Here is a 20,560-nt window from a genome sequence, read left to right on the forward strand (position 1 = left end):
TGTCCGCCCGGCCGGCGAACGAACGCCCAGGGACTCGACAGTCCAATCTGAGGGTCAGACCAACAGGTCGACAGTCGGCGGCAGAGTCAGAATCCCCAAGCGCTACAAGCATCATCAGTGTCGGTGGGCAGTGCTTGGCTTGTTCCATGACCGCAGCGGCTATCGCGACTCCCGGAGCCGGTCCCGCCGACCCGGCGAAGGAGCTGCTGCGCGAGCTCGACGACAACCTCGCACTGCTTCTCTACGCCGAGGCCCGCCAGCTCGAGATCGCGGTGGAGTGGGTCCGGCTCCACCCGGGCGACGAGGTCGACATCTCCGTCCCGTACGGCGACCGCGACCTGCCGATCGCCGGGGACGGCGCGCCCACCATCGCGGAGTTCGCGATCGCCGACTTCGCGCTCACGCTCGGCATCTCCACCGACGCGGCCCGCGCCCTGCTCGGCGACGCGGTCGAGATCCACCACCGCCTGCCCGAGCTGTGGGAGCGGTTGGTCCGTGGCGACGTACGCGTCTGGAAGGCGCGCAAGGTCGCCCAGTCCACCCGCGCCCTGTCGATGGAGGCGGCGGCGTACGTCGACCACCACGTGGCCCGCGTCGCGCACCGCTGCTCCCTCGCCCAGGTCGAGCGCACGGTGGAGAGAGCGAAGGCCGAGCTCGACCCCGAGGCCCTCGAGGCCGACCGCCAGCGGCATGCCGACGACGACTACGTCCGGGTGCACACCGACGACCTGACGACGACCGGCAAGGTCCACATCGACGCTCTCGTCGATGCGCCGGTCGCGCTGGCCTTCGACCAGGTCGTCAACGCCAAGGCTCATGAGCTCTTCGCGACCCACCCCGACCTCTCGCTGGACCAGCGCCGCGCCCTGGCTCTCGGGCAGCTCGGCAAGGAGGGCTCGACCACCGAGATCGTGCTCTATGCCCACACCCGACCCGACAACGCGCTGGTCGAGGTCGACAACACCCGCTCGGTGATCACCACCGAGGAGCTCGTCGAGTGGTGCAGTCTGGCCGGCGCGGCGCTGACCGTGAAGCCCGTGATCGATCTCAACGCCGAGCTCGTGACGCATCGCTACACCCCCACGGGAGCCCAGCAGGAGCAGGCGATCCTGCTCAACCCAACCTGCGTCTTCCCCCACTGCACGCGGCCGTCCCGCGGCTGCGACCTCGACCACATCGTCGAGTGGCCGCTCGGCCCGACCATCGGCTCCAACCTCGCCCCGCTGTGCCGCGGCCACCACCGGCTGAAAACCCACAGCGACTGGACCTACACGCGCACCGGCCCGACCAGCTTCGTGTGGACCAGCCCGACGGGTCGCCGACATCTGAGCTGACCACACCCCGCCGGCCATGGCCGGCGGGGCTCGAGGCGTGCTCGCAGCGGCCGTCGTGTGACACTTGCGCCTCGTCTCGGAACAGTGAAGGTCCCACCATGCGCAAGCTCGCGGCACTGTCAGCCCTGGCGCTCGTCGCCCTGCCCGCCCAGCCGTCCCTCGCTGGTGCGGAGGCGCCCTCGGTCTCGGCGCCACAGGTCTACAGCACCAGCTACCTCGGCGCGGTGACCGTGAAGCCGACGCAGCTCTTCCGGATCGCCCCGGGTGGTGCCGACCAGGGCGATGCTTCGGGCCCGCAGGACCGCAGCTTCGACATCCAGGTCTCGCGGACCCCCGTACGCGCCGCGCGGCCGCGTCCGTGGACGGACCGGGTCGACCACTCCACGGACCGTCGCCTCCGGGTGCGCCTGGCCGCCGGCGAGATCACCTGCGTCCGGGTCCGACAGCACGGCTGGGGAGCGACCAGCGGCTGGTCGGAGCGGAGGTGTGCCGTCCGCGCGCTGGACGATCGCCAGGCGGCGGCTGACGGGCCGATCCGTCGGGTTCGCGACCACCGGTACGCGGACGGGCGCGCCACGTACCTTCCGGCCGGGTCCGCCCTGCGCGTGGCGAAGGTCCCGAAGAGGGCCTGGTACGGCGCCGTCTACACCGCGTTCCCGACCTCCAGCCCGCACCACTGCGTCGGTCCGGACCTCCGCCTGGTCGGCAAGGGCCGACCACACGGGTACAAGGGCGGCGGCAACGGCGACCTCGAGTACCGGTACTCAACCGCACGCCGGGCGGGTACCGCCGTCATCGAGTCGCGGACCGGGCCGACCTGCCACATCGGCGGCGCCGTGATCGTCCCGGCCTGGGCGCGCTGATCGTCAGCGCGGGCGCTTCACATAGAGCTCGGTGAAGTCCGAGCAGCGGCCGTCGGCGTCGAAGCGCATCAGGAAGCAGTTGTCGTAGACGTCCTTCACCGCGCCACCGGGTGCCTTCAGGTACGTCGACGACCCGGTGGCGACGACCGTGTCGCCGTCGACGGCGAAGGGCGTGTACGTCGCGTCGTACGTGCCCGGCTCGTCGCGGGAGGACGCGTTGCCCGAGGGGTCGTCGCCGAGCCACGACGCGACGACGGCGTCGCGGCCGGCGATGGGGTCGTCGGAGGGGTGGTAGCGGTAGGTGATGTCGACGGAGAAGAGGTCGCCGATGGCGGCGGGGTCGTAGGAGCGCCACGCCTCGACGTAGCGGTCGAGCCAGGCCTGCGCGGCGGTGCGGTCCATGCCGGCACGCTACGCCGACCAGGACACAGGAACCGCCGAGCAGAGGCACAGTCGAGCCCTCGGAAGGCCGAGCACCGTGAGGGCATGGCCTTCATCGACACCACCCCCACGTCCCTGGTCATCGAGCACCTGACCACCGCCGAGCGCCGCTCGAGGCTGGATTCCAGCGCGGCGTACACGCTCGCGATCGAGCGGTACGGCTACGTCACCGACCTCGTCCCCGACGCCGACTGAGCGAGCACGAGCCACGCCAGCAGGTCTCCGACCAGCAGCCGTACGTCGACGCTGGCGCCTGCCGATACCAAGCATCACCACCGGCAGGTTCCGCGATCCTGTGACGCCCGGCACAGTGACGGACATGTTCGAGTACTTCACCGGCCCCAAGTACGTCTGGAACCTCGGCGTCTGCGCCACGCTCAACAACGGCGGGCTGATCGACGAGGTGGACCGGGCCTGCCGGCCGGCGCGCGAGGCCGCCGACGTCGACTCGGGCAGCAAGGTCTTCATGCAGTCGTGGAAGGCCGTCGCCGACCAGGTCGCGGACCAGGCGCGCGCGTCCGAGGCCACGGGACATCTCCGTACGGCGGGCCAGCAGTGGTACCGCTCGGGCCTCTACGTCTGCCAGGCGGAGCGGATGCTGAGCAACACCGATCCGGGTCGGAGGGCGTTCTACCAGCAGGCGCTCGACGCCTTCGAGAAGGTCTTCGAGCTCGCCGACCCCGCCACGACGCGGGTCGAGGTCCCCTTCGAGGGCACCACCCTCCCGGCGTACTTCTCCAACGCCAGCACCGACGGCGAGCCCGTCCCCTGCGTGATCATGTGGAACGGCCTGGACTCCACCAAGGAGCACATGTACACCTCGGGCTGGGCGCAGGAGATGCGCGCGCGGGGGATCTCGGTCCTGATGATCGACAACCCCGGCTCCGGCGAGGCGCTGCGCTTCCAGGACCTGAAGTCCCGCATCGAGTCCGAGCAGTGGGCCGCCGCCCAGGTGGACTGGCTCGAGGCCCGCGACGACGTCGACAGCGACCGGATCGGCCTGGTCGGCTGGTCGCTCGGCGGCTACTACGTCCCTCGCGCCGCGGCGTTCGAGAAGCGGATCAAGCTGATCGCCGTCTGGGGCGCCAACCACAACTGGGGCGAGGTCCAGAAGAAGCGCCTGCAGCGCGAGGGCGAGAACCCCGTGCCCCACTACTGGGAGCACGTCCTCTGGGTCTGGGGCTTCGACGACGTCGACAAGTTCATCGAGTACGCCGAGGGCGTCCAGCTCAACGGCGTCGTCGACCAGATCACCGTGCCGTTCCTCATCGCGCACGGCGCCAACGACCGGCAGATCTCGGTCGACTACGCCCACCAGTCCTACGACCAGGCGGTGAACAGCCCGAAGCGCGAGCTGCGGATCTTCACCGTGGAGGAGGGCGCGGCCGAGCACGTCGGGCTCGACCACATGCCGCACATCAACGCCTACATCGCCGACTGGGTCGAGGACACGCTGTAGAGGTCTGGGCCTAGCCCAACGTCGAGGCCCGGGCGACCAGCTCGGGGGTGAAGAGCACCTGCCGGTGGGTGTGGTCGGCGTTGGCGGACTCGTCGAGCACCAGCTCCGCGGCGGTGCGCCCCAGCAGCTGGCGCGGCTGCCGCACCGACGTCAGCGGCACGGCGGCCGCGGCGGCGAAGTCGATGTCGTCGTAGCCGACGATGGCCAGCTCCTCGGGCACCCGCACGCCCGAGGAGATCGCGTGCTGGAGCAGGCCGAGGGCGAGCAGGTCGTTGGCGCAGAAGGCTGCGGTGGGGCGGCGCCGGGCCGGGAGGCCGGCCAGCCGGGCCCCGGCCTCGCGGCCCTCGTTGACGGTCAGGGCAGCGGTCTCGACCTCGACCAGTGCGTCCTCGGGACGTCCCGCCGCCGACCACGCGTCGCGGGCGCCGCGGAGACGGTCGGCCACCTGGCCGAGGTGCCGCGGGCCTCCGACGTACGCGACCCGGGTGTGGCCGCGGTCGAGGAGGTGCTCGACCGCGAGGCGGCCGCCGAGGACGTCGTCGACGGCGACCGAGCAGAAGCTCTGATCGGCACGGGTGCGGTCGACCACGACGACCGGGGTGCCGCGCTGGGCGAGCTCCTCGAGAGCGGGGGAGTCCGGCTCGACCGGTGTGATCAGCACGCCCTGCACCCGCTGCTGCTCGAGCAGCGCCAGGTGCGACCGCTCCCGCTGCGCGGAGTTGCGGCTGTTGCAGAGCACGAGCGCGAGGTCGACCGACTCGGCGGCGGTGTCGATGCCGGCCGCGACGTCGGTGAAGAAGGGGTTGCTGGCGTCGAGCATCACGTAGGCCAGCGTCCGGCTGGTGCCGGCCCGCAGCTGGCGGGCCGACTCGTTGCGCACGAAGCCGAGGTCGCTCATCGCGCGCTGGACCCGCTCGCGGGTCTCCGGGCTGACCCGGTCGGGCCGGTTGAGGACGTTCGAGACCGTGCCGAGGGAGACGCCCGCCGCGGCGGCGACGTCCTTGACCGACGCGCTGCGCGCGCCCGGCTCACGCCCTGGCATCCGACCTCCTCGAGGCTCGTTCCTTGAAACGATCAAGCACAGCGTAGAGGCACGTCGGCGGCTCCGTGTCCGGATTGTGACGGCAAGATTTCGCCGAAGGTGTTGACGCGTGTGATCGCGGCCACTTATGGTCCGGGCGTCGGATTGAAACCTTTCAATCCAGTTCAGCCGAGTCAACGAACGGAGCACTCCATGCCCGGAACCGCACCCGAGGGTGGCTTCGCCCTCGAGCTGCGCGACGTGGCCAAGTCGTTCGGATCCGTCGCCGCGCTGCGCTCGGGCAGCCTCGCTGTCGCTCCCGGATCGATCCACGCGCTGGTCGGCGAGAACGGCGCCGGCAAGTCGACCCTGGTCAAGATCGTCGCCGGCGTGCACCGCCGCGACAGCGGCGTCTTCCGCCTGCACGGCACGGACGTCGACTTCGGGTCGACCGCCGACTCCAAGGCCTCCGGCGTCGCGGTGATCTACCAGGAGCCCACGCTCTTCCCGGACCTCTCGGTCACCGAGAACATCTTCATGGGCCGCCAGCCGCTGGGCACCGGGCGGCGCATCGACCGGGCCGCGATGTACGCCGAGGCCGAGCGCCTCTTCGCCGGACTCGGGGTGCACATCGACCCGCGTCGCCCGGCCCGCGGCCTCTCGATCGCCGACCAGCAGATCATCGAGATCGCCAAGGCCATCTCGCTCGACGCGAGCGTCCTGATCATGGACGAGCCGACCGCGGCCCTCTCCGGCGTCGAGGTCGAGCGGCTCTTCGCGGTCGCCCGCAGCCTGCGCGACGAGAACCGCGCCCTGGTCTTCATCTCCCACCGCTTCGACGAGGTCTTCGACCTCTGCGACACGGTCACCGTGATGCGCGACGGCGCCTACATCTCCACCCAGTCGATCGCGGACACGACCGTCGACCAGCTGGTCGCGCAGATGGTCGGCCGTGAGGTCACCGACCTCTTCCCGAAGACCCCGGCGGAGATCGGCGACGTCGTCCTCGACGTCGAGGGCCTCAGCTCGGCCGGCCTCTTCCGCGACGTCTCCTTCCAGGTCCGCGCCGGCGAGATCGTCGGCCTCGCGGGCCTGGTCGGCGCCGGCCGCAGCGAGATCGCGCGCGCCGTATTCGGCGTGGACCGGTACGACGCGGGCCGGGTGCGGATGCACGGCTCCGACGTACCCGCCCACCGGCCGCGGGCCGCGATCAGGGCCGGCATGGCGTTCGTCCCCGAGGACCGTCGCAAGCAGGGCCTGGTCATCGACGAGTCGGTGTCCCGCAACGTCGCCGGCGTGATCCGCCGCGGGCTCTCGAAGGCCGGCTTCCTCACCTCCGGCGCGGAGAACAGGGCGGCCGGTCCGTGGGCCGGCCGGCTCGAGGTGAAGACCAGCTCCCTCGACATGCACGCCACCACGATGAGCGGCGGCAACCAGCAGAAGGTCGTGCTCGCCAAGTGGCTGGCCACCGAGCCGAAGCTGCTGATCATCGACGAGCCCACCCGCGGCATCGACGTCGGCACCAAGGCCGAGGTCCACCGGCTGCTCTCCGAGCTGGCCGGCCAGGGCCTGGCGATCCTGATGATCTCCTCCGAGCTGCCCGAGGTGCTCGGCATGGCCGACCGCGTCCTCGTGGTCTGCGAGGGCCGGATCACCGCCGACATCGCCCGCGACGACGCGACACCCGAGAACGTCATGCGCGCCGCCACCGCCTCGATCCAGCACTCCCCGTCCCAGCCCGTCGACGCGGAGGTCACGGCATGAGTCAGCTCGACATCGCCGCGAGCGCCCAGCCGCGCCTGCAGCGCGCCTTGGTCGGCCTCGCGAAGTCCCGCGAGATCACGGTCGCCGCCGTGCTCGTCGTGATCATCGCCCTCACGACCTTCAAGAGCGACGGCTTCCTCTTCAGCTCCGACGGCTGGCGCAACCTGCTCGTCTCGCCGGCGCTGCTGATGATCCTGGCCGTCGGCCAGGCCGTCGTGATCATCACCCGCAACGTCGACCTCTCGGTCGGCTCGACGCTGGGCCTCACGGCGTACCTCACCGGCAAGGTCTTCATCCAGTGGCCGGACCTGCCGGTCCCGCTGGTGTTCGTGATCGGGCTGGCCTTCGGCGCGCTGCTCGGCCTCGTGAACGGCGTGCTGATCGCCTTCGGCCGGGTGCCGGCCATCGTGATCACGCTCGGCACGCTCTACGTCTACCGCGGGATCTTCCTGTCCTGGGCGGGCAGCGACCGCGTCAACGCCTCCGACTTCCCGTCCTCCTTCAACGAGCTCGGCACCAAGGCGATCCTGACGATCCCGGTCGTCACGATCATCGCCCTGGTCGTCATGGGCCTGGTGGGCTACTACCTCTACACCGCACGCAGCGGCCGCGAGTTCTACGCGATCGGCTCCGACGAGGACGCCGCGAAGCTCTACGGCCTCCCGGTCACCCGCCGGGTGCTGCTCGCCTTCGTGCTCAGCGGTGCGCTCGCCGGCCTCGCCGGGGTCGTGTACGCCGCCCGCTACGGCACCGTCTCCTCGGGCGCCGGCCTCGGCATCGAGCTGCAGGCCGTCGGCGCCGCGGTGATCGGCGGCGTCGCGATCGCCGGCGGCGTGGGCACCGTCTGGGGCGCCACGATCGGCGCGGTCCTGCTCATCACCATCAACCGGGCGCTGCCGGTCTGGGGCATCTCGGACTTCTGGCAGCAGGCCGTCGTCGGCGCGCTGATCCTCGGCGCGATCACCCTCGACCGGCTCTACTCCCGCCGCCAGGAACGCCTGCTCATCGCGGCCCGCGACCTGGCGCACGCCGCTCCGACGAAGGTGGGGACCGCCTCATGAGCACCGCAACCGCTCCGGCCGAGAGCACGCCCCGCACCTACCCGTCGTACGCGCACGCACTGTGGCGCCGGGTGCTGCTGACCCGCGAGTTCGCGGTGATCGCGCTGCTGCTGGTCGTCTTCTTCTACTCGCGCGGCAACGTCCCGAACTTCGACGGTCCGCTGACGCTCTACTACCTCTTCCTCGACATCGCGCCGATCCTGCTGATCGCGCTGCCGATGACGCTGGTCATCGTCACCGGCGAGATCGACCTGTCGGTGGCGAGCGTGATGGGCCTGTCCAGCGCGCTGCTCGGCACCCTCCACGCGGACGCCGGCTGGTCGATGCCGATGGCGGCGCTCGCCGCGATCCTCGCGGGCGTCCTCTGCGGCGCGGTCAACGGCTTCCTGGTCGCGTACGTCGGGCTCCCGTCGCTCGCCGTCACCATCGGCACGCTGGCGCTCTACCGCGGCCTGGCCGAGGGCCTGCTCGGCACGAAGGCGATCACCGACTTCCCGGACAAGTGGCGCGACTGGCCGAGCAACCGGATCTTCGGCGACGGCACGAGCTACCCGATGATCCTGGTCCCGTTCCTGGTCCTGCTGGTCCTCTTCGTGTGGCTGCTGCACTTCTCGACCTTCGGGCGCGGTGTCTACGAGATCGGGCTCAACGACGAGGCAGCGCACTTCACCGGTGTCAACGTCGAGCGCACCAAGCTCCTGCTCTTCGTGATGTCGGGCGCGGTGTCGGCCTTCGCCGGCCTCTACTTCACGCTGCGCTACGGCAGCGCCCGCGGCGACAACGCCAGCGGCCTGGAGCTCCAGGTGATCGCGGCGGTGCTGCTCGGCGGGGTCTCCATCTTCGGCGGCCGCGGCGCCCTGCACGGGGTCGTCGCCGGCGTCGTCCTGATCGGCGTCATCTCCAGCGCCATGCGGCTCGAGGGCTACACGGTCAACAAGATCAACATCGTGATCGGCACGCTCCTCGTCCTCTCCGTGATGGCGACCCCCGCCATCGCCTGGGTGCAGCGGGTGTGGGCCCGCCGGCGCCTCTCCTGACTCGGAACAACCGCACGACAACAGATGCACCAACGAAAGGTGAGCACCATGAAGATCCGGAACCGGCGGCTCTCCGCCCTGGCTGCGGTGACCGTCGTCGCCAGCCTGGCGCTGACCGCCTGTGGCAGCAGCGACAGCGACGGTGGCAGCAGCTCCAGTGGTGGCAGTGACGGCGGCAACGTCTCCGTCACCTTCCTGCCGAAGAACCTCGGCAACCCCTACTTCGACACCAGCGACGCGGGTGGCAAGGAGGCCGTCGAGGCCTTCGGCGGCACCTACGACGAGGTCGGCCCCGACACGGCCACCCCCGACGCGCAGGTCTCCTACATCAACACCGCCGCGCAGCAAGGCGTCAACGCGCTCGTCGTGTCGGCCAACGACCCCGAGGCCATCTGCGACGCCCTCGACGAGGCGCGCGACGCCGGCACCAAGGTCGTCACCTTCGACTCCGACACCAACCCGGAGTGCCGCGACCTCTTCATCAACCAGGCGACCGCCGACGGCATCGCCAAGGTCGAGGTCGACATGATCGCCGAGCAGATCGGCGACTCCGGCCAGATCGCGATCCTCTCCGCCGCCGCCAACGCGACCAACCAGAACGCGTGGATCGAGCTGATGAAGAAGGACCTCGCGGCCGACCACCCGAACATCGACCTCGTCGACGTCGTCTACGGCGACGACGACGACCAGACCTCCTTCGACAAGACCGCCGGTCTCCTCGAGTCGCACCCCGACCTCAAGGGCATCATCTCGCCGACCACCGTCGGCATCGCGGCGGCCGCTCGCTACCTCTCGACCTCGGACGCCAAGGGCAAGGTCGCGCTGACCGGCCTCGGCACCCCGAACCAGATGCGCGAGTACGTCAAGGACGGCACCGTCACCGAGTTCGCGCTCTGGAACCCGCACGACCTCGGCTACCTCGCGGCGTACGCCGCGCAGGCCCTGGTCAACGGCGACATCACCGGCGCCGAGGGCGACTCGTTCACCGCCGGCGACCTGGGCGACTTCACCGTCGGCAAGGACGGCACCGTCCTCCTCGGTGACCCGTACCGCTTCAACAAGGACAACATCGACGACTTCGACTTCTGAGTCGATCTCGTCCGATCAACGTGCTGCCGGCCGGTCGTCTCCCTCGACCTCCGTCCGTTGACCCGGCCGGCCGGCAGCACCCCTCCCCAACACCCCTGCCCGTGAAAGGTGTGGCGATGCCCCGCGTCTGCTTCCAGCTCCAGGTCAAGCGTGACCGGATCGCGGAGTACAGGACCCGGCACGCCGCGGTGTGGCCGGACATGCTCCGGGCGCTGCACGACACGGGCTGGCACAACTACTCGCTGTTCCTGCGCGAGGACGGTCTCCTCATCGGCTACTTCGAGACCCCCGACTCCGTCGCGGCCGCCCAGGCAGGGATGGCCGCCACCGATGTCAACGCCCGGTGGCAGGCGGAGATGGGGGACTTCTTCGAGGAGCTCGACGGCCAGGCCCCCGACGAGGGGTTCCTGGTCCTGGAGGAGGTCTTCCACCTGGAGGACCAGCTCATCGGCACGACCACAGACGACGACGTACAGAAGTGATGTGAGATGACGACCTTCAGCGAGATCGCACCCCTCCTCGAGGGGCAGGCGATCGAGGTCCCCTCGTGGGCCTACGGCAACTCCGGGACGCGGTTCAAGGTGTTCGGCACCCCGGGCACCCCCCGCACGCCCGAGGAGAAGATCGCCGACGCGGCGACCGTGCACCGCTTCACCGGCCTCGCGCCGTCGGTCGCCCTGCACATCCCGTGGGACCAGGTCGACGACTTCGCCGCGCTGCGCCGGTACGCCGAGGACCTCGGCATCGCGCTCGGCACGGTCAACTCCAACACCTTCCAGGACGACGACTACAAGCTCGGCGCCCTCACGCACACCGACAAGCGGATCCGGCAGAAGGCGATCGACCACCACCTCGCGTGCATCGACGTCATGGACCAGACCGGGTCGCGCGACCTGAAGATCTGGCTCGCCGAGGGCTCCAACTACCCGGGCCAGGCCGACATGCGCGGCCGCCAGGACCGCCTCGCCGAGAGCCTGCAGACGATCTACGACCGGATCGGCGACGACCAGCGGCTGGTGCTCGAGTACAAGTTCTTCGAGCCGGCGTTCTACCACACCGACGTCCCGGACTGGGGCACGTCGTACGTGCAGGTGGCCGCCCTCGGCGAGAGGGCGATGGTCTGCCTCGACACCGGTCACCACGCGCCGGGCACCAACATCGAGTTCATCGTCGCCCAGCTGCTCCGGCTCGGGAAGCTCGGCTCCTTCGACTTCAACAGCCGCTTCTACGCCGACGACGACCTCATCGTCGGGTCGGCCGACCCCTTCCAGCTCTTCCGGATCCTCGTCGAGTGCGCCCGGGGCGGTGCGTTCGAGGCCGACTCGGACGTGGCCTTCATGCTCGACCAGTGCCACAACATCGAGAAGAAGATCCCGGGCCAGATCCGGTCGGTGCTCAACGTCCAGGAGATGACGGCGCGTGCGCTGCTCCTCGACCGGGACGCCCTCACCCAGGCGCAGGAGGACGGCGACGTCCTGCTCGCCAACGAGATCTTCATGGACGCCTTCTACACCGACGTCCGCGCCGACCTCGCCGCATGGCGCGAGGAGCGAGACCTGCCCGCCAACCCGATGCGGGCCTATCTCGAGAGCGGCTACCAGGAGCAGATCGAGGCGGACCGCGTCGGCGGCACGCAGGCAGGATGGAACTGAACACATGAGCACCGCACAGGAGCTGATCGCCCGGTCCAACCGGCTGGGCGCGGATCCGAAGAACACCAACTACGCCGGGGGCAACACCTCCGCGAAGGGCACCGAGACCGACCCGGTCACCGGTGAGCCGGTCGAGCTCGTCTGGGTCAAGGGCTCCGGCGGCGACCTCGGCACCCTCACCGAGGCCGGCCTCGCCGCGCTCCGCCTCGACCGGATGCGCGCGCTGGTCAACGTCTACCCGGGCGTCGCACGCGAGGACGAGATGGTCGCGGCGTTCGACTACTGCCTGCACGGCAAGGGCGGCGCCGCTCCGTCGATCGACACCGCCATGCACGGCCTCGTCGACGCCCCGCACGTCGACCACCTCCATCCCGACAGCGGCATCGCGATCGCGACCGCCGCCGACGGCGAGGAGCTCACCCGCAAGATCTTCGGCGACAAGGTCGTGTGGGTGCCGTGGCGCCGCCCGGGCTTCCAGCTCGGCCTCGACATCGCCGCGATCAAGGAGGCCAACCCCCAGGCGATCGGCTGCATCCTCGGCGGCCACGGCATCACCGCGTGGGGCGAGACCTCCGACAAGTGCGAGAAGAACTCGCTCTGGATCATCCGTACGGCGGAGCGCTACATCAAGGCCAACTCGAAGAAGCTGCCCTTCGGTGCCCGCGTGAAGAAGTGGGAGCCGTTGAGCCCCGCCAGGCGCCGCGCCAGGGCCGCCGAGCTCGCGCCGACCCTGCGGGGGGTCGCGTCGGCGGACCGCCCGATGGTCGGCCACTTCACCGACGACAAGGTGGTGCTCGACTTCCTCGCGAGCCGCAACCACCCGCGCCTGGCCGAGCTCGGTACGTCGTGCCCGGACCACTTCCTGCGCACCAAGGTCAAGCCGATGGTCGTCGACCTCCCGGCCGACGCCCCGATCGAGAAGGTGCTGGCCCGGGTCGCCGAGCTGCACGAGGCCTACCGCGCCGACTACGCCGGCTACTACGACCGCAACAAGGTCAAGGGCTCGCCCGCCATGCGCGGCGCCGACCCGCTGATCATCCTGGTGCCCGGCGTCGGCATGTTCAGCTACGGCGCCAACAAGCAGACCGCCCGCGTCGCCGGCGAGTTCTACATCAACGCGATCAACGTGATGCGCGGCGCCGAGGGCCTCTCGACGTACGCCCCGATCGACGAGGCGGAGAAGTTCCGCATCGAGTACTGGGCGCTCGAGGAGGCCAAGCTCCAGCGGATGCCGAAGCCCAAGCCGCTCGCCACCCGCGTCGCGCTCGTGACCGGTGCCGCGTCCGGCATCGGCCTGGCCACCGCGAAGAAGCTGGCGGCCGAGGGCGCCTGCGTCGTCATCGCCGACCTGTCCCTGGAGAAGGCGCAGTCCGCCGCTGCCGAGATCGGGAGCACGGACGTCGCCGTCGGCGTGCAGGTCGACGTCTCGGACGCCGGCGCCGTGCAGGCGATGGTCGACGCGGCCGTGCTCGCCTTCGGTGGCGTGGACCTCGTGGTCAACAACGCCGGCCTCTCGCTCTCGCGCTCGCTGCTCGAGACCACCGAGCGCGACTGGGACCTCCAGCACGACGTGATGGCCAAGGGCTCCTTCCTGGTCGCCAAGGCGACCGCGAAGGCGATGATCGAGCAGGGGATGGGCGGCGACATCGTCTACATCTCCTCGAAGAACTCGATCTTCGCCGGCCCCAACAACGTCGCGTACGGCGCCGCCAAGGCCGACCAGGCCCACCAGGTGCGGCTGCTGGCCGCCGAGCTCGGCGAGCACGGCATCAAGGTCAACGGCGTCAACCCCGACGGCGTCGTGCAGGGCTCGGGCATCTTCTCCAGCGGCTGGGGCGCCAACCGCGCCGCCGTCTACGGCGTGAAGGAGAAGGACCTCGGCAAGTTCTACGCGCAGCGCACCATCCTCAAGCGCGAGGTGCTGCCGGAGAACATCGCCAACGCGGTCTTCGTCCTCTGCTCGGCCGAGCTCAGCCACACCACCGGCCTGCACATCCCGGTCGACGCGGGCGTGGCGGCGGCGTTCCTGCGATGACTCCTCGCTCCACCTCGGAACCGGTCCGGGTCGCGGCGGTCGACCTCGGGGCGACCAGCGGGCGCGTGATGGCCTGCCGGGTCGGCTCGCGGACGCTGCACCTCGAGGAGCTGCACCGGTTCTCCAACGGTGGGGTGCCGGTGCGTGGCGGCCTCTTCTGGGACGTGCTCGGCATCCACCGCGAGGTGCTGACCGGCGTCCGCGAGGTCGCCCGGACCGGGCGGCTGCACGGCATCGGCATCGACTCGTGGGCCGTCGACTACGGCCTGGTCGGCCGCGACGGCTGGCTGCTCGGCAACCCGCGCAGCCACCGCGACAGCCGCACCGACGGCGTACCCGCCCGGGTGCGCGAGGTCGTCTCCGACGCCGAGCTCTACGACGTGACGGGGCTGCAACAGCTGCCCTTCAACACGATCTACCAGCTGGTCTCGGAGCTCGGCACGCCGTCGCTGGAGGCGGCCGAGCAGCTGCTCCTGCTGCCGGACCTGCTGACCTACTGGCTGACCGGGGAGGCCGGTGCCGAGCGCACCAACGCCTCCACGACCGGTCTCTACGACGTGCGGACGGGGGAGTGGTCGCTCGAGCTGGCGAAGCGCATCGGCCTGCCCTGGGGGATCCTCCCGCCGCTGCGCGACCCGGGCACCGTGGTGGGCCCGGTGGTGGACGAGGTGGCGGCGTACGTCGGGGCTCCCGGCGTACCCGTCATCTCGGTCGGCTCCCACGACACCGCCTCGGCGGTCGTCGGCGTGCCCGCGGGCGAGGAGTCGTTCGCCTACATCTCGTCGGGCACCTGGTCGCTGGTCGGGCTCGAGCTCGACGGCCCGGTCCTGTCGGCGGAGGCGCGCGAGGCCGACTTCACCAACGAGACCGGCGTCGACGGCACGATCCGCTTCCTCAAGAACGTCATGGGCCTGTGGGTCCTCTCGGAGTCGGTGCGCACCTGGGCGGACAAGCGGCTGGCCGACGTCACGCTGCCGGCGCTGCTCGCCGGTGCGGCCGACGCGCCCGCGCTGCGGACGGTGGTCGACATCAACGACCCGCGGCTGCTCACGCCCGGTGACATGCCGTCGCGGATCCAGGAGCTGGCCCGCGAGGCCGGAGAGCCGATCCCGCGCACCCCGGTCGCGATCACCCGGACCATCCTGGACAGCCTGGCCCTCGCCTACCGGCGCAACGTCCGGCTGGCGGCGACCCTGGCCGGCCGCGACGTCGATGTCGTGCACGTCGTCGGCGGCGGCTCGCAGAACGACCTGCTCTGCCAGCTCACGGCCGATGCCCTCGGCGTCCCGGTGCTGGCCGGTCCCGGCGAGGCCGCGGCGCTGGGCAACGGGCTGGTGCAGGCCCGCGCCCTGGGTGCCGACCTGCCCGACCTGGCCGCGATGCGTGCGCTGATCCGACGCACCCACGACGTACGCCGCTTCGAGCCGGCGAGCGGCTCCGCCGCGAGCGCGGACTGGGACGCGGCGGAGCGGCGCGCAGCAAAGGTATGATGTCTTCCATGCGGGTCGCGTTGATGGTCACGTGCATCAACGACGCCCTCTACCCCGACACCGGCAAGGCGGTCGTGACCCTGCTGCGGCGCCTGGGCGTCGAGGTCGACTTCCCGGCCCGGCAGACCTGCTGCGCGCAGCCGATGGTCAACACCGGCTACCTCGACGAGGCCGTGCCGGTGGTCCGGAACTTCGTCGACGCGTTCGCGGGGTACGACGCCGTCGTCACGCCGTCCGGGTCGTGCGCCGGCTGCGCCCGGCACCAGCACTCGATCGTGGCCCGCCGCTCCGGCGACGCGGCGTTGGAGTCCGCTGTCGCCGAGACCTCGCCGAAGGTCTACGAGCTCTCGGAGTTCCTCGTCGACGTGCTCGGGGTGACCGACGTGGGTGCCTACTACCCGCACACGGTGACCTACCACCCGACCTGCCACTCGTTGCGGATGCTCGGGGTGGGCGACCGGCCGCGACAGCTGCTGGAGGCCGTCCGCGGCCTGACCCTGCTCGAGCTGCCGGCGGCCGATCAGTGCTGTGGCTTCGGCGGCACCTTCGCCGTCAAGAACGCCGACACGTCGGTCGCGATGGGCACCGACAAGGTCCGGCACGTGCAGGACACCGGTGCGGAGGTCCTCGTCGCCGGCGACAACTCCTGCCTGACCCACATCGGTGGCCTGATGACCCGAGAGCGCGCCGGCGTCCGCACGGTGCACCTCGCCGAGATCCTGGCGGCCACCGAATGAGCGGCGGCACCTTCGTCGGCATGCCAGCCTTCCCGAAGGCGGCCCAGGAGGCGCTGGGCAACGCGCAGCTGCGCCACAACCTCGCCCACGCCACCGGCACGATCCGCGCCAAGCGGCTGCGACTGATCGACGAGGTGAACGCCAACAGCGACTGGGAGGCCCTGCGGCTGGCGGGCGCGGGGGTGAAGGAGTCGGCGCTCGTCGACCTCGCCACCCACCTCGAGCGGCTCGAGGAGACCCTCACCGCCAACGGTGCGACCGTCCACTGGGCGCGCGACGCGGCCGAGGCCAACGCGATCGTCGCGTCGATCGCGAAGGGGCACGGCGTCGACGAGGTCGTGAAGGTCAAGTCGATGGTCACCCAGGAGATCGGGCTCAACGAGGCCCTCGAGGCCGAGGGCATCGCCGCCTGGGAGACCGACCTCGCCGAGCTCATCGTGCAGCTCGGGCACGACCTGCCCTCGCACATCCTGGTGCCGGCGATCCACCGCAACCGCTCGGAGATCCGCGAGATCTTCCTGCGCGAGATGGCCGCGGTCGGCCGGCCCGCTCCCGACGACCTGACCGACGAGCCCGCCGTACTCGCGGCTGCGGCGCGCGCCCACCTGCGCGAGAAGTTCCTGCGCGCCAAGGTCGGCGTCTCCGGCGCCAACTTCGCCGTCGCCGAGACCGGCACGCTGGTCGTGGTCGAGTCCGAGGGCAACGGCCGGATGTGCCTGACCCTCCCCGAGGTGCTCGTCTCCGTGGTCGGCATCGAGAAGGTCGTGCCGACCTGGGAGGGGCTGGATCCCTTGCTGCGCCTGCTTCCTCGCTCCTCGACCGGCGAGCGGATGAACCCCTACACGTCGACCTGGTCGGGCATCAGCCCCGGCGACGGCCCGCAGGAGGTGCACGTCGTCCTGCTCGACAACGGCCGCACCAACGCCCTCGCCGACGAGGTCGGCCGCCAGGCGCTGCGCTGCATCCGCTGCTCGGCCTGCCTCAACGTCTGCCCCGTCTACGAGCGCACCGGCGGCCACGCCTACGGCTCGGTCTACCCCGGCCCGATCGGCGCGATCCTCAACCCGCTGCTCAAGGGTCCGGGGCACGACGAGCAGGTCGACTCCCTGCCCTACGCATCCTCGCTCTGCGGCGCCTGCTTCGAGGCCTGCCCGGTCCGGATCGACATCCCCTCGGTCCTCGTCGACCTGCGCGCGCAGGTCGTCGACGCCCACCGGGGTGGTGTCCCGAAGGTGGAGGCCGTCGCCTTCAAGGGCGCGGCCGTCGCACTCTCGGACTCCCGCAAGCTCGGCCTCGGGGAGCGCTTCACCCGGGTGGGCCTGCGGGTCGCCCGGCGCGTCGGCGCGTCGAAGTGGACCTCCGCCCGCGACCTCCCACCCGCCCCGCGCGAGTCCTTCCGCCAGTGGTGGAAGCGCACCGACGGGGGCAGGCCATGAGCGCCCGCGACGACGTCCTCGGCCGGGTCCGGCGGGCGCTCGAGGGCGTCGAGCCCGGGTACGCCGTTCCGCCGTCGCCGCGGATCTCGCCGCCCGCGGACGTGGTCGGGCTCTTCGTCGAGCGGGTCGAGGACTACCGGGCGACCGTCGTGCGCTGCACGCCCGCCGATCTGACCGCGCGGGTCGCGGAGGCCCTGCCGGCCGGGGCGCGCGCCGTCGTACCCGACGGTCTGGGGGTGACCGTGCCGGGCGCCGTGGCCGACACCGGCCTCACCGCCGCCGAGCTCGACGCGATCGACGCGGTGGTCACCGAGGCGCGGGTGGGCATCGCGGAGACCGGCACGATCGTGCTCGACCACGGGCCGGGCCAGGGCCGGCGCGCGATCTCGCTGGTGCCCGACCTGCACGTCTGCATCGTCCGCGTCGACCAGGTCGTCCCCGACGTCCCCGACGCGCTCCCGCTGCTCGACCCTGCCCGGCCGCACACCTGGATCAGCGGCCCGTCGGCCACCAGCGACATCGAGCTCAGCCGGGTCGAGGGCGTCCACGGCCCACGCACCCTGCACGTGATCGTCGTCGACTGAGGTCGTCGACTGAGGTCGTCGACTGAGGTCGTCGACTGAGGTCGGGGTCGTCCCCCTACTTCTCAGGCTTCCCTGTCACTTCCCGGGCGTTGCAACGCCTGAGAAGTGCGGCATTCACCGGTGCACCGGTGAATCCTGCAGGTCGCGGAGTGACGCCCGTAACTCACTGTTACACGGTCTCGTTGTCTGCGCATGACTCATCGCAAGGGGAGTGGCCGGATCGCCTCACGCCTCGCCGCCGTCCTCGTCTCGGGCACGCTGCTCAGCCCGCTGCCTGCCCTCGCGTCGGCCGGACCGACCCACGCGGCCGCGGCCCACGTCACCCAGCAGAAGAGTGGCTGGACCGCCCGCCCCGCCGACTACCCCGGCACGGTCACCCGGACCGACCTCGCGATCCCGATGTCCGACGGCGTCGTGCTCCGCGGCGACCTGGTCCTTCCCGCCGACGCGGACGGTGCGCCGGTCGACGGCCGCTTCCCGGTCATCGTCACGATCACGGCGTACAACAAGTCCTCCGGCAACGTCAGCGGCGGCCTCACCGGGGCGGCCCCCGACTACCTCGTCGAGCGCGGCTACGCCCACCTGACCGTCGACGCCCGCGGCACCGGCAGCTCCGAGGGCCAGTGGGCGGCGTTCAGCCGGCGTGAGGACAAGGACGCCGGCGAGATCGTCGAGTGGGCGGCGTCCAAGCAGCGCCCGTGGAGCGACGGCAAGGTCGGCATGAACGGCCCGTCGTACCTCGGCATGAGCCAGATCTTCGCCGCCGGCAGCCAGCCGAAGGGTCTCAAGGCGATCTTCCCGCAGGTCCCGGCCGCCGACGTCTACCGCGACGTCGTCGCCTCGGGCGGCCAGATCGACGTCGGTTTCATCCCGCTCTGGCTCGGCCTGGTCACCGGCACCAGCGTGATCCCGCCGGCCGTCACCGCGACCGACCCCGAGTCCGGCTTCGGCGCGCTCGTCTCCCACCTCACCGCGGCCGGGACCTTCACCATCCCGCTGATGCTCAAGGCGCTGCTCGGCGGCGACGAGGCGTACGACGGGAAGTTCTACCGGGACCGCTCCCCGGGCCGGGTGATCGGCAAGGTGCAGGTGCCGACGTTCCTGGTCGGCGGCGAGTTCGACATCTTCCAGCGCGGCACCCCGCTGCTCTTCGAGAACCTCCAGCAGCGCGGCGTCCCGGTGAAGATGATCATCGGTCCCTGGGACCACCTCGAGGGCTCTGCCGCGAGCGACATCGACCAGGCCGGCTACGGCACCCTCGACGAGCTGCAGCTGCGGTGGTTCGACCGCTACGTGAAGGGGATCAAGGACCCGACGCTCGACTCCGACATCGCGCCGATCACCTCCTACGAGCAGGGTTCTGGCGACTGGACGCACGCCGACAGCTGGATGGGCGACCAGCACGCCGAGTCCTTCCGGCTCACCGGCGCGGCGCGGGCCGGCGGCGGCATCGGCACGCTGACGGAGGGCGACCCCGACCAGCACGTCGAGGCCGGTACGGCGTACGTGCCTCCGGTCCCGGTCTCCGGCCTCTGCACCCGCTCCACCAACCAGTGGACCGCCGGGCTGCCCGAGGCCGCGCTCGCGGACCTGCCGTGCTGGAGCGACAACGCGCCCAACGACAAGACTGGCGTGGTCTTCCAGACCGATCCGCTCGACCACACCGTCCGGCTGCGCGGACCGATCAACGCGCGGCTCTACACCTCGAGCCTCAGCGGCGACGGCCTGTTGTCCGTCTCGGTCTCCGACGTCGCGCCCGACGGCACGGTCACCCGCCTCACCGGTGGCTGGCAGACGATCGCCCAGCGCAAGCTCGACAAGAGGCGCAGCCGCTACCTCGACGGGCAGCTGATCCAGCCCTACCACCCGTTCACCCGGGCGTCGAAGCAGCCGCTGGCGAGCGGCGAGGTCGCGCCGGTCGACGTCGAGATCTTCCCGACCGCCGCCGAGCTGGCGCCGGGTCACCGGCTGCGGATCGCGATCCAGGCCTTCGACGTGCCGCACCTCTCGCCGACGGTGCAGGACCTGCCCTCGACGCTGACCGGGCTCACGATCCACAACTCCGACACCTACCCCTCGGTGCTCACGATCCCGGGGCTGTGAGCCTCCGGAGGATCGTGACGAGCCGCTCCCGGTCTCGGGACGGGAGCGGCGCGACGAGGTGACGGCGTACGGCGTCGGCGTGCACGGGCCGCGCCCGTGCCGCGGCGGCACGACCCATGGTCGTCAACCGCACCTCGACCCCGCCGGGCACCTCCGTGCGGTTGACGAGTCCACGCTCGGCCATCCGCTTGAGGTGGTGGGAGAGACGGCTGCGGTGCCAGCCCGTCGTCGTGGCGAGGTCGCTCTGCCGCAGCCGCGCCCCGTCCGCCTGCTGGAGACACATCAACACGGTGACGTCGGGCTCCGAGAGGCCGGTCGCCTCGGCGACATCGGTGCTGACCTGCGCCAACGCCTCGCTCGCGGCCACCCACGCGGCCCACAGCTCCGCGTCCGCGTCGGTCAGCGGCTCCATGCGCACTCCACGGCCCCAGCCTAGGGCTCGGTGTTGTCGTGT

The 20,560-nt window shown here is 71.1% G+C and carries 19 protein-coding genes; 16 read left to right on the forward strand and 3 right to left on the reverse strand.

The features are described 5' to 3' along the window. The first annotated feature begins 146 nt into the window (after positions 1 to 146). Together K8U61_RS12520 and K8U61_RS12525 are read left to right on the forward strand one after the other, a co-directional pair. Positions 147 to 1,334, forward strand: a complete 1,188-nt coding sequence (locus tag K8U61_RS12520; RefSeq protein ID WP_224123366.1) for an HNH endonuclease signature motif containing protein — start codon at positions 147 to 149, stop codon at positions 1,332 to 1,334. A gap of 98 nt (positions 1,335 to 1,432) precedes the next feature. Then, entirely contained in the window at positions 1,433 to 2,197 is a 765-nt protein-coding gene (locus tag K8U61_RS12525) for a hypothetical protein (RefSeq protein ID WP_224123367.1), read from the forward strand. Positions 2,198 to 2,200: 3 nt separating this feature from the next. Here the strand turns inward: K8U61_RS12525 and K8U61_RS12530 are convergent, their stop codons facing one another. Then, positions 2,201 to 2,599 carry a YybH family protein gene (locus K8U61_RS12530; protein WP_224123368.1) on the reverse strand — a complete coding sequence of 133 codons (399 nt, stop codon included), beginning with the start codon at positions 2,597 to 2,599 and terminating at the stop codon, positions 2,201 to 2,203. A gap of 84 nt (positions 2,600 to 2,683) precedes the next feature. Between K8U61_RS12530 and K8U61_RS12535 the strand changes: the two genes are divergently transcribed. Then, positions 2,684 to 2,833, forward strand: a complete 150-nt coding sequence (locus K8U61_RS12535) for a hypothetical protein (protein ID WP_224123369.1) — start codon at positions 2,684 to 2,686, stop codon at positions 2,831 to 2,833. Positions 2,834 to 2,957: 124 nt separating this feature from the next. Then, positions 2,958 to 4,097: an alpha/beta hydrolase family protein gene (locus tag K8U61_RS12540; RefSeq protein ID WP_224123370.1), complete on the forward strand. Its 1,140-nt coding sequence runs from the start codon at positions 2,958 to 2,960 to the stop codon at positions 4,095 to 4,097. Between the two features lie 10 nt (positions 4,098 to 4,107). On the opposite strand, the gene K8U61_RS12545 is transcribed toward K8U61_RS12540, so the two are convergent. Continuing rightward, positions 4,108 to 5,139, reverse strand: a complete 1,032-nt coding sequence (locus K8U61_RS12545) for a LacI family DNA-binding transcriptional regulator (protein WP_224123371.1) — start codon at positions 5,137 to 5,139, stop codon at positions 4,108 to 4,110. A 192-nt stretch (positions 5,140 to 5,331) separates the two neighbouring features. Here K8U61_RS12545 and K8U61_RS12550 point away from each other — a divergent pair, with 192 nt between their 5' ends. The 12 genes from K8U61_RS12550 to K8U61_RS12605 all read left to right on the forward strand — a co-directional run bounded on the left by K8U61_RS12550 (position 5,332) and on the right by K8U61_RS12605 (position 20,106). Continuing rightward, complete coding sequence (locus K8U61_RS12550) at positions 5,332 to 6,882, forward strand: sugar ABC transporter ATP-binding protein (protein WP_224123372.1); 1,551 nt, start codon at positions 5,332 to 5,334, stop codon at positions 6,880 to 6,882. Further along, on the forward strand, positions 6,879 to 7,943 hold the full coding sequence (locus tag K8U61_RS12555) for an ABC transporter permease (RefSeq protein ID WP_224123373.1): 1,065 nt from the start codon (positions 6,879 to 6,881) through the stop codon (positions 7,941 to 7,943). The genes K8U61_RS12550 and K8U61_RS12555 overlap by 4 nt, the downstream gene beginning before the upstream one ends. Further along, positions 7,940 to 8,980, forward strand: a complete 1,041-nt coding sequence (locus K8U61_RS12560) for an ABC transporter permease (protein ID WP_224123374.1) — start codon at positions 7,940 to 7,942, stop codon at positions 8,978 to 8,980. The genes K8U61_RS12555 and K8U61_RS12560 overlap by 4 nt, the downstream gene beginning before the upstream one ends. A 48-nt stretch (positions 8,981 to 9,028) precedes the next feature. Next, positions 9,029 to 10,069: a rhamnose ABC transporter substrate-binding protein gene (gene rhaS / locus K8U61_RS12565; RefSeq protein ID WP_224123375.1), complete on the forward strand. Its 1,041-nt coding sequence runs from the start codon at positions 9,029 to 9,031 to the stop codon at positions 10,067 to 10,069. A 116-nt stretch (positions 10,070 to 10,185) separates the two neighbouring features. Next, the gene (locus K8U61_RS12570) at positions 10,186 to 10,551 is read left to right on the forward strand and encodes an L-rhamnose mutarotase (RefSeq protein ID WP_224123376.1); all 366 of its coding nucleotides are present in this window, start codon (positions 10,186 to 10,188) and stop codon (positions 10,549 to 10,551) included. 6 nt (positions 10,552 to 10,557) lie between these two features. Next, the gene (gene rhaI, locus K8U61_RS12575) at positions 10,558 to 11,721 is read left to right on the forward strand and encodes an L-rhamnose isomerase (RefSeq protein WP_224123377.1); all 1,164 of its coding nucleotides are present in this window, start codon (positions 10,558 to 10,560) and stop codon (positions 11,719 to 11,721) included. Positions 11,722 to 11,725: 4 nt separating this feature from the next. Next, complete coding sequence (locus tag K8U61_RS12580) at positions 11,726 to 13,756, forward strand: bifunctional aldolase/short-chain dehydrogenase (RefSeq protein WP_224123378.1); 2,031 nt, start codon at positions 11,726 to 11,728, stop codon at positions 13,754 to 13,756. Continuing rightward, entirely contained in the window at positions 13,753 to 15,246 is a 1,494-nt protein-coding gene (locus tag K8U61_RS12585) for a rhamnulokinase (protein ID WP_224123379.1), read from the forward strand. Before K8U61_RS12580 ends, K8U61_RS12585 begins: the two co-directional genes overlap by 4 nt. Before the next feature lie 8 nt (positions 15,247 to 15,254). Beyond that, on the forward strand, positions 15,255 to 15,983 hold the full coding sequence (locus K8U61_RS12590; protein WP_224123380.1) for a (Fe-S)-binding protein: 729 nt from the start codon (positions 15,255 to 15,257) through the stop codon (positions 15,981 to 15,983). A gap of 20 nt (positions 15,984 to 16,003) precedes the next feature. Continuing rightward, positions 16,004 to 17,419, forward strand: a complete 1,416-nt coding sequence (locus K8U61_RS12595) for a lactate utilization protein B (RefSeq protein WP_224123381.1) — start codon at positions 16,004 to 16,006, stop codon at positions 17,417 to 17,419. After that, positions 17,416 to 18,003: a LutC/YkgG family protein gene (locus tag K8U61_RS12600; RefSeq protein ID WP_224123382.1), complete on the forward strand. Its 588-nt coding sequence runs from the start codon at positions 17,416 to 17,418 to the stop codon at positions 18,001 to 18,003. Before K8U61_RS12595 ends, K8U61_RS12600 begins: the two co-directional genes overlap by 4 nt. A 192-nt stretch (positions 18,004 to 18,195) precedes the next feature. Next, positions 18,196 to 20,106: a CocE/NonD family hydrolase gene (locus K8U61_RS12605; RefSeq protein WP_224123383.1), complete on the forward strand. Its 1,911-nt coding sequence runs from the start codon at positions 18,196 to 18,198 to the stop codon at positions 20,104 to 20,106. Here K8U61_RS12605 and K8U61_RS12610 read toward each other — a convergent pair. Continuing rightward, positions 20,087 to 20,518, reverse strand: coding sequence for a MarR family winged helix-turn-helix transcriptional regulator (locus K8U61_RS12610; RefSeq protein ID WP_224123384.1), 432 nt, complete (start codon positions 20,516 to 20,518; stop codon positions 20,087 to 20,089). The two genes, K8U61_RS12605 and K8U61_RS12610, sit on opposite strands and share 20 nt — an antisense overlap. Positions 20,519 to 20,560 lie beyond the last annotated feature (42 nt).

Source organism: Nocardioides mangrovi (assembly GCF_020073815.1).
GTDB lineage: Bacteria > Actinomycetota > Actinomycetes > Propionibacteriales > Nocardioidaceae > Nocardioides > Nocardioides mangrovi.